The sequence below is a fragment of the Sphingomonas bacterium genome (assembly GCF_903643065.1).
GTDB lineage: Bacteria > Pseudomonadota > Alphaproteobacteria > Sphingomonadales > Sphingomonadaceae > Sphingomonas.
Map to the genome: position 1 here is coordinate 1 of NZ_CAHJWX010000091.1, position 7,053 is coordinate 7,053.

The 7,053-nt window shown below is 67.5% G+C and carries 16 protein-coding genes; all 16 read right to left on the minus strand.

Annotated elements, in window-relative coordinates; genetic code table 11:
• Positions 1–128: 128 nt before the first annotated feature.
• On the minus strand, positions 129–479 hold the full coding sequence (rplR, locus tag HUU95_RS04755) for a 50S ribosomal protein L18 (RefSeq protein WP_174279059.1): 351 nt from the start codon (positions 477–479) through the stop codon (positions 129–131).
• Positions 476–1,009, minus strand: coding sequence for a 50S ribosomal protein L6 (gene rplF / locus HUU95_RS04760; protein WP_174279060.1), 534 nt, complete (start codon positions 1,007–1,009; stop codon positions 476–478). Before rplF ends, rplR begins: the two co-directional genes overlap by 4 nt.
• Complete coding sequence (gene rpsH, locus HUU95_RS04765; RefSeq protein WP_174279061.1) at positions 1,009–1,404, minus strand: 30S ribosomal protein S8; 396 nt, start codon at positions 1,402–1,404, stop codon at positions 1,009–1,011. Before rpsH ends, rplF begins: the two co-directional genes overlap by 1 nt.
• 10 nt (positions 1,405–1,414) lie before the next feature.
• A complete protein-coding gene (rpsN, locus tag HUU95_RS04770; RefSeq protein ID WP_174279062.1) occupies positions 1,415–1,720 on the minus strand; it encodes a 30S ribosomal protein S14 in 306 nt (101 codons plus the stop codon).
• 54 nt (positions 1,721–1,774) lie between these two features.
• Positions 1,775–2,359: a 50S ribosomal protein L5 gene (rplE, locus tag HUU95_RS04775; RefSeq protein WP_174279063.1), complete on the minus strand. Its 585-nt coding sequence runs from the start codon at positions 2,357–2,359 to the stop codon at positions 1,775–1,777.
• Positions 2,352–2,657, minus strand: coding sequence for a 50S ribosomal protein L24 (rplX, locus tag HUU95_RS04780; RefSeq protein ID WP_174279073.1), 306 nt, complete (start codon positions 2,655–2,657; stop codon positions 2,352–2,354). Before rplX ends, rplE begins: the two co-directional genes overlap by 8 nt.
• 32 nt (positions 2,658–2,689) lie before the next feature.
• On the minus strand, positions 2,690–3,058 hold the full coding sequence (gene rplN / locus HUU95_RS04785; protein ID WP_174279074.1) for a 50S ribosomal protein L14: 369 nt from the start codon (positions 3,056–3,058) through the stop codon (positions 2,690–2,692).
• A gap of 157 nt (positions 3,059–3,215) precedes the next feature.
• Entirely contained in the window at positions 3,216–3,512 is a 297-nt protein-coding gene (gene rpsQ, locus HUU95_RS04790) for a 30S ribosomal protein S17 (protein ID WP_174279064.1), read from the minus strand.
• Positions 3,513–3,524: 12 nt separating this feature from the next.
• Entirely contained in the window at positions 3,525–3,728 is a 204-nt protein-coding gene (gene rpmC, locus HUU95_RS04795; protein ID WP_174279065.1) for a 50S ribosomal protein L29, read from the minus strand.
• A gap of 1 nt (position 3,729) precedes the next feature.
• The gene (gene rplP / locus HUU95_RS04800; RefSeq protein WP_174279066.1) at positions 3,730–4,164 is read right to left on the minus strand and encodes a 50S ribosomal protein L16; all 435 of its coding nucleotides are present in this window, start codon (positions 4,162–4,164) and stop codon (positions 3,730–3,732) included.
• A gap of 10 nt (positions 4,165–4,174) precedes the next feature.
• Complete coding sequence (rpsC, locus tag HUU95_RS04805) at positions 4,175–4,882, minus strand: 30S ribosomal protein S3 (RefSeq protein WP_174279067.1); 708 nt, start codon at positions 4,880–4,882, stop codon at positions 4,175–4,177.
• Positions 4,882–5,259: a 50S ribosomal protein L22 gene (rplV, locus tag HUU95_RS04810; protein WP_174279068.1), complete on the minus strand. Its 378-nt coding sequence runs from the start codon at positions 5,257–5,259 to the stop codon at positions 4,882–4,884. Before rplV ends, rpsC begins: the two co-directional genes overlap by 1 nt.
• Entirely contained in the window at positions 5,259–5,534 is a 276-nt protein-coding gene (rpsS, locus tag HUU95_RS04815) for a 30S ribosomal protein S19 (protein ID WP_174279069.1), read from the minus strand. Before rpsS ends, rplV begins: the two co-directional genes overlap by 1 nt.
• Positions 5,534–6,367, minus strand: a complete 834-nt coding sequence (rplB, locus tag HUU95_RS04820; protein ID WP_174279070.1) for a 50S ribosomal protein L2 — start codon at positions 6,365–6,367, stop codon at positions 5,534–5,536. The genes rpsS and rplB overlap by 1 nt, the downstream gene beginning before the upstream one ends.
• Before the next feature lies 1 nt (position 6,368).
• The gene (locus tag HUU95_RS04825) at positions 6,369–6,680 is read right to left on the minus strand and encodes a 50S ribosomal protein L23 (RefSeq protein ID WP_174279071.1); all 312 of its coding nucleotides are present in this window, start codon (positions 6,678–6,680) and stop codon (positions 6,369–6,371) included.
• A partial coding sequence (rplD, locus tag HUU95_RS04830; RefSeq protein ID WP_174279072.1) for a 50S ribosomal protein L4 occupies positions 6,673–7,053 on the minus strand: 381 nt, incomplete at its 5' end. The genes rplD and HUU95_RS04825, both read right to left, overlap by 8 nt.

A 7,053-nucleotide genomic window follows, 5' to 3' on the forward strand; every position in this document is an offset into this window, starting at 1 on the left:
GCCGCCGCCGCCCTGGTAACCACCACCACCGCCGCCGCCGCCGGGTCCGCCCTGCGGCTGCGCGTCGCTCGGCGCGCCGGTCGCGGCGTTGGCGACCGTCTCGACCTGATTGTTGTCGTCAGCCATCATCAGAACTCCAGGCCGGCCGCGCGGGCCGCCTCGGCGAGCGCCTTAACGCGCCCGTGGAACAGGAAACCGCCGCGATCGAACACGACGCGGGTCACCCCGGCGGCCTTGGCCGCCTCCGCTACGCGGGTGCCGACGGCGGTAGCGGCGGCGACGTTCGCCGTGCCGCCCTCGTGCCCGGACAATGTCGAAGCGGCGGCGACCGTGCGGCCCGCCGCGTCATCGATCACCTGCGCATAGATATGCTTGCCCGAGCGGTGCACGTGCAGGCGCGGACGCCCGCCGGCGCGGCTCGCCAACGCGGTGCGGGTGCGACGGCGCCGCTTCTGAAAGAGGGACAGTCCCTTGCTCACTTCTTCTTCCCTTCCTTGCGGAAGATGAACTCGCCGGCGTATTTGATGCCCTTGCCCTTGTACGGCTCGGGCTTGCGCCAGCGGCGGATCTCGGCGGCCAGCTGGCCGACCTTCTGCTTGTCGGCGCCGCTGATCTCGACCGTGGTCGCGTCGGGCGTCTTGACGTCCAGGCCCTCGGGCACCTCGATGTCGACGTCGTGGCTGTAGCCGAGCTTGAGGTTCAGCTTGCGCCCCTGCGCGGCGGCGCGATAGCCGACGCCGGTGATGACAAGCTTCTTGGCGAAGCCCTCCGTCACGCCCGTGACCAGGTTCTGCACCAACGTGCGCTGCATTCCCCAGAAGGCGCGCGCCTGCCGGGTGTCGTTGGCGGGCTGCACGGAGATACCGTCGCCCTCCACCGTGTAGCTGATCTCGTCGCGCAGCACGAGCGACAAGCTGCCCTTGGGCCCCTTCACGCTCAGCGTGCCGTCCGCGATGCTGGCGGTGACCCCGGCCGGGACCGGGACCGCCTTCTTGCCGATGCGGCTCATCAGAACACCTCCGCCAGCACTTCGCCACCGACGTTCTGCTCGCGCGCCTCGGCGTCCGAGAGCACGCCGCGCGGCGTCGAGACAATGGTGATGCCCAGCCCGTTCATCACGCGCGGCAGCTCCTGCGAACCGCTGTACACGCGACGGCCCGGCTTGGAGACGCGCGCAACATGCTTGATGGCCGGCTGGCCCTCGAAATATTTCAGCTCGATGCGCACGCCGGCGGCGGGGCCCATCTGTTCGGCGGCATAGCCCCGGATATAGCCCTCGCGCTGCAACACGTCGAGCACGCGGACGCGCAGCTTCGACGCGGGCGAGAGGACCGAGTCCTTCTTCGCGCGCTGGCCGTTGCGGATGCGGGTGAGCAGGTCACCCAGCGGGTCGGTCACGGACATCTCGTCTTCCTCACCAGCTCGACTTGGTCAGGCCGGGGATCATCCCCTTGTTGGCCAGGTCGCGCAGCATCACGCGCGCAAGTCCGAACTTGCGGTAATAGGCGCGCGGACGCCCGGTCAGCGCGCAGCGGTTGCGGACGCGCGTCGGGTTCGCGTTGCGCGGCAGCTCGGCCATCTTCAGCCGCGCGATCAGCCGCTCGCCGTCGTCGAGCGACGTGTCCGCCGCCTGCGCCTTCAGCTTCGCCAGCTTGGGCGCGTACCGCTTGACGAGCAGCTTGCGGCGCTCGTTCTTGTTCACGGAACTCAGTTTCGCCATGGACTTAAGTTCTTTCCTTCGTGGCGCCCGCGGTCACGCGCGCCTCAATGTTGGTCAAGCGGCCTGCTTCTGCTCGGCCGCTTCCTCCTGCGGGAACGGGAAGCCGAACAGGCGGAGCAGCTCGCGCGCCTCGTCGTCCGTCTTCGCCGTGGTGGTCACGATCACATCCATGCCGCGCACCTTGTCGATGCGATCATAGTTGATCTCGGGGAAGACGATCTGCTCCTTGATACCGCAGGCGTAATTGCCGCGGCCGTCGAAGCTCTTGGGGTTGAGCCCGCGAAAGTCGCGCACGCGAGGCAGCGCGATGGTGACGAAGCGGTCGAGGAACTCGTACATCCGCTCGCGACGCAACGTCACCTTGCAGCCGATCGGCATGCCCTCGCGCAGCTTGAACTGCGCGATCGACTTTTTCGCCTTGGTGACGACAGGCTTCTGCCCAGCGATCAGCTCCATCTCGGACACGGCCTGGTCGACCTTCTTCTTGTCCTGCGTCGCCTCGCCCACGCCCATGTTGAGCACGATCTTCTCCAGGCGCGGAATCTGCAGCGCGTTGGCGTAGCCGAACTTCTCCTGCATCGTGGCGACGATGCGGTCCTCGTACATCGCCTTCAGGCGCGGCTTGATGCTGTCAGCCATCGATCTTGGCTCCCGTCTTCACGGCCACGCGTACCTTCTTGCCGTCCTGAAACTCGTAGCGCACCCGCGTCGGCTTGCCGTCGACGACATGGGCGACCTTGGAGACGTGCAACGGCGCCTCGATCTTCTGCAGGCCACCCTGCGGCTCGGCCTGGCTCGGCTTGCGGTGGCGCGTCGCGACGTTGACGCCGCCGACGATCACCTTGCCGTCCTTGGGCATCGCCTGGGTGACGGTGCCGGTGCGGCCCTTGTCCTTGCCGGACAGGACGATGACCTGGTCGCCCTTCTTGATGCGCATCTTCGCCTTGGCGGTGGGCTGGGTCGTCGCCATCACAGCACCTCCGGCGCGAGGCTGATCACCTTCATGTGCCCGCGCGCGCGTAGCTCGCGCACCACCGGCCCAAAGATGCGGGTGCCGATCGGCTCCTCGTTCTTGTTGACCAGCACGGCGGCGTTGCCGTCGAAGCGGATCGTCGAGCCGTCGGGACGATGGATGTCCTTGGCGGTGCGCACGATCACGGCGCGATGCACGTCGCCCTTCTTCACCTTGCCCCGCGGCTGCGCTTCCTTGATCGACACGACGATGATGTCGCCGACCGACGCCGTGCGGCGCTTGGAGCCGCCCAGCACCTTGATGCACTGTACCCGCTTCGCGCCGCTATTGTCCGCGACATCCAGGTTCGATTGCATCTGGATCATGTTCGTCCAGTCCTTCTGCCAATGGGGTGGATACCGACCCAGCCCCGCCTTGTTCACGTCATCCCCGCGTAAGCGGGGACCCAACTTATGCCGTCCGCCCACGCCCCGACACCCGGGAGATGGGTCCCCGCCTGCGCGGGGATGACGGCGCGAGGAATTATCCCTGTGCCGCCGCCGGTTCGTCGCCGGTGATGTCCACCCGCGTCGGCGCCGCCGCCGCGCCCACCCGGTCGAGCACGCGCCAGGTCTTCAGCTTGGAGATGGGGGCGGTCTCCTCGATCCGCACCGTCTCGCCCGCCTTGAAATCGTTCAGCTCGTCATGAGCATGGTACTTCTTCGACCGGCGGATGATCTTGCCGTAGAGCGGGTGCTTCACCTTACGCTCGACGTTCACCACCACGGTCTTGTCGCCCTTGTCGGAGACGATCAGCCCGGTCAGCACGCGCTTCGGCATGTGCCCTGTTCCTTACTTGGCCGAAGCCGCGCGAGCGGCCTGGGCGGTCTTGATGCGCGCGATGTCCTTGCGGACCTCGCGCACGCGGCTCGGCTTCTCCAGCTGGCTGGTCGCCGCCTGGAAGCGCAGGTTGAACTGCTCGCGCTTGAGCTGGCCCAGCTGCTCGGTGAGCTGGTCGTCGCTCGACCCGGTGAAATCGATTCCGGTCTTCGCCATCTCACTCGCCTCCCAGATGCGAGGTGTCGCCCAGCCGCGCCACGACCTTGGTCTTGATCGGCAGCTTCATCGCCGCGCGCTCGAACGCCTCGGCCGCGATCTGGCCCGACACCCCGTCCACCTCGAACAGGATGCGGCCCGGCTTGACGCGCGCCGCCCAGAACTCGGGCGCGCCCTTGCCCGAGCCCATGCGGACCTCGGCGGGCTTGCTCGACACCGGCACGTCGGGGAAGATGCGGATCCACAACCGCCCCTGGCGCTTCATGTGGCGCGTGATCGCGCGCCGCGCCGCCTCGATCTGGCGCGCGGTGATCCGGTCCGGCTCCATGGCCTTGAGGCCATAGGCGCCGAAGTTCAGCGCCGCGCCGCCCTTGGCATCGCCATGGATGCGGCCCTTGAACGCCTTGCGGAACTTGGTCTTCTTGGGTTGCAGCATGATCTGGTCCTCAGCGCCGGTCGTCGCGCGCCGGGCGCACGCCGGAGGTCTGGGCCTCCATCATCAGCCGCTCCTGCGACATCGGATCGTGGCCCAGGATCTCGCCCTTAAACACCCACACCTTGACGCCGCACACGCCATAGCTGGTGTGCGCCTCCGCCTCGGCATAATCGATGTGCGCGCGCAGCGTGTGCAGCGGCACCCGGCCCTCGCGATAGCTTTCCGATCGCGCGATCTCCGCGCCGCCTAGCCGGCCGCCGCACTGGACGCGGATGCCCTCGGCACCCAGCCGCTGCGCCGACTGCACCGCGCGCTTCATCGCGCGGCGGAACGCGATGCGGCGCTCCAGCTGGTCGGCGATCGACTGTGCCACCAGTCGCGCGTCGACCTCGGGCTTGCGGATCTCGACGATGTTGAGCGACACGTCCGACTTGGTCATCGCGCCGATCGTCTTGCGCAGCCGGTCGATGTCCGTCCCCTTCTTGCCGATGATCACGCCGGGGCGCGCGGCATAGATGGAGATGCGCGCCAGCTTCGCCGGCCGCTCGATCACCACCTTGGAGATCGCGGCCTGGGGCAGCGACTTCATCACATATTGGCGAATCTTCAGGTCCTCCAGCAGCAGGCCGCGATACGACGCGCCCTCGGCATACCAGCGGCTGTCCCACGTCCGGTTGATCTGCAGGCGCAGACCGATGGGATTGGATTTCTGACCCATTACGCTTCTTCCTGCTCGCGCACGACGATGCGCAGTCGGCTGAACGGCTTCAGGATGCGCGTCGACTTGCCGCGCCCGCGCGTCGCGAACCGCTTCATCACGATCGCCTTGCCCACCGACGCCTCCGACACGACCAGCGCGTCGACGTCCAGATTGTGGTTGTTCTCGGCATTGGCGATCGCCGACGCGAGCACCTTGCGCGCGTCCACCGCCATCCCCTTGGTAGAGAACTGGAGGATGTTCATCGCGTCGCCGGCCTTCTGGTTGCGGATCAGCGCCGCGACCAGGCCCAGCTTCTGCGCCGAACCGCGGATCTGCGTGCCGATCGACAGCGCCTCGCGCGGGCCGACCCTGCGGGGGGATGCTGGCTTGCCCATCAGCGCTTGCCCTTCTTGTCAGCGGCGTGGCCGGGAAAGTAGCGCGTCGGCGCGAACTCGCCCAGCTTCATGCCGACCATGTCCTCATTGACGGAAACGGGGATGAACTTCTTGCCGTTATAGACGGTGAAGGTCAGCCCGACGAACTGCGGCAGGATCGTCGACCGGCGCGACCAGGTCTTGATCGGCGCGCGCGCATTGGTGTCCTGCGCGGTCTCGGCCTTCTTGAGGAGCGACAGCTCCACGAATGGGCCCTTCCAGACGGAGCGCGCCATTACTTCTTCCTCTGGTGACGGCTGCGGATGATCATCTTGTCCGTGCTCTTGTTGTGCCGGGTGCGCGCGCCCTTGGTCGGCTTGCCCCACGGCGTCACGGGATGGCGGCCACCGCTGGTCCGGCCCTCGCCGCCGCCGTGCGGATGGTCGACCGGGTTCTTGGCGACGCCGCGCGTCAGCGGACGCTTGCCCATCCAGCGCGAGCGACCGGCCTTGCCGAAATTTTGGTTCTGGTTGTCGGGGTTCGACACCGCGCCCACGCTCGCCATGCAGGCGGACTGAATATAGCGCTGCTCGCCCGAGCCCAGCCGCACGATCACCATGCCGCGATCACGGCCGACCACCTGCACATAGGTGCCGGCCGAGCGCGCGATCTGCCCGCCCTTGAGCGGCTTCATCTCGACATTGTGGACGATGGTGCCGACCGGCATCTGGCCGATCTCCATCGCGTTGCCGGGTTTCACGTCGGTCTTGCGGCCCGCGACCACCTTGTCGCCGACGCTCAGCCGCTGCGGCGCCAGGATATAGGCGAGCTCGTCGTCGGCGTAGCGGACCAGCGCGATGAACGCGGTGCGGTTGGGATCATATTCCAGCCGCTCGACCGTGCCCTCGACGTCCCACTTGCGGCGCTTGAAGTCGACATAGCGATAGCGCTGCTTGTGGCCGCCGGCGATGCCGCGCGAGGTGACGTGGCCCTTGTTGTTGCGGCCACCGGTCTTCGGCTTGCCCTCGGTCAGCGCCTTGACGGGCCGGCCCTTGTACAGCTGCGACCGGTCGATCAGGACGAGGCCGCGCGTCGACGGCGTCGTCGGGTTATATTGCTTGAGCGCCATCTCAGCGGGCCCCCTCGGTGATGTCGATCGTCTGGCCGGCGGCCAGCGTCACGATCGCCTTCTTGATGTCGGACTTGGTGTAGGGCGCGCCCTTCCACCGCTTGGTCTTGCCCTTCTGGACGATCGTGTTCACGCCCGTGACGCTGACGCCGAAGATCGCCTCCACCGCCGCCTTGATCTCGGGCTTGGTCGACTTGATCGCGACCTTGAACACCACCGCGTTCTGGTCCGACAGCAGCGTCGCCTTTTCCGTGATGTGCGGCGCGACGATCACGTCATAGTGACGCACGTCCACCCCGTTCTGCTTAGCCATGGAACCGGGCCTCCAGCTGTTCGATCGCCGCGCGGGTCAGCACCAGCGTGTCGGCCTTGATGATGTCATAGACGTTGGCGCCGACGGCCGGCAGCAGGTCCACGCCCTTGAGGTTGCGGCCCGCCCGGAAGCCCTCGCCCGCGATGCCGTCGATCACCAGCGTGCGGCGGCCGACGTTCAGCCCGGCGAAATGGCCCTGCAGCTCCTTGGTCTTGGCGGCGCCGAACCCGTCGAGCACGATCAGCGAACCGGCCTTGGCGTGGCTGCTCAGCGCCATCTTGAGGCCCAGCGCCCGCACCTTCTTGTTGAGGCCGGGGTTGAAGTCCCGGACGCGGGCGCCGTGCGCCTTGCCGCCGCCGACGAACACGGGCGC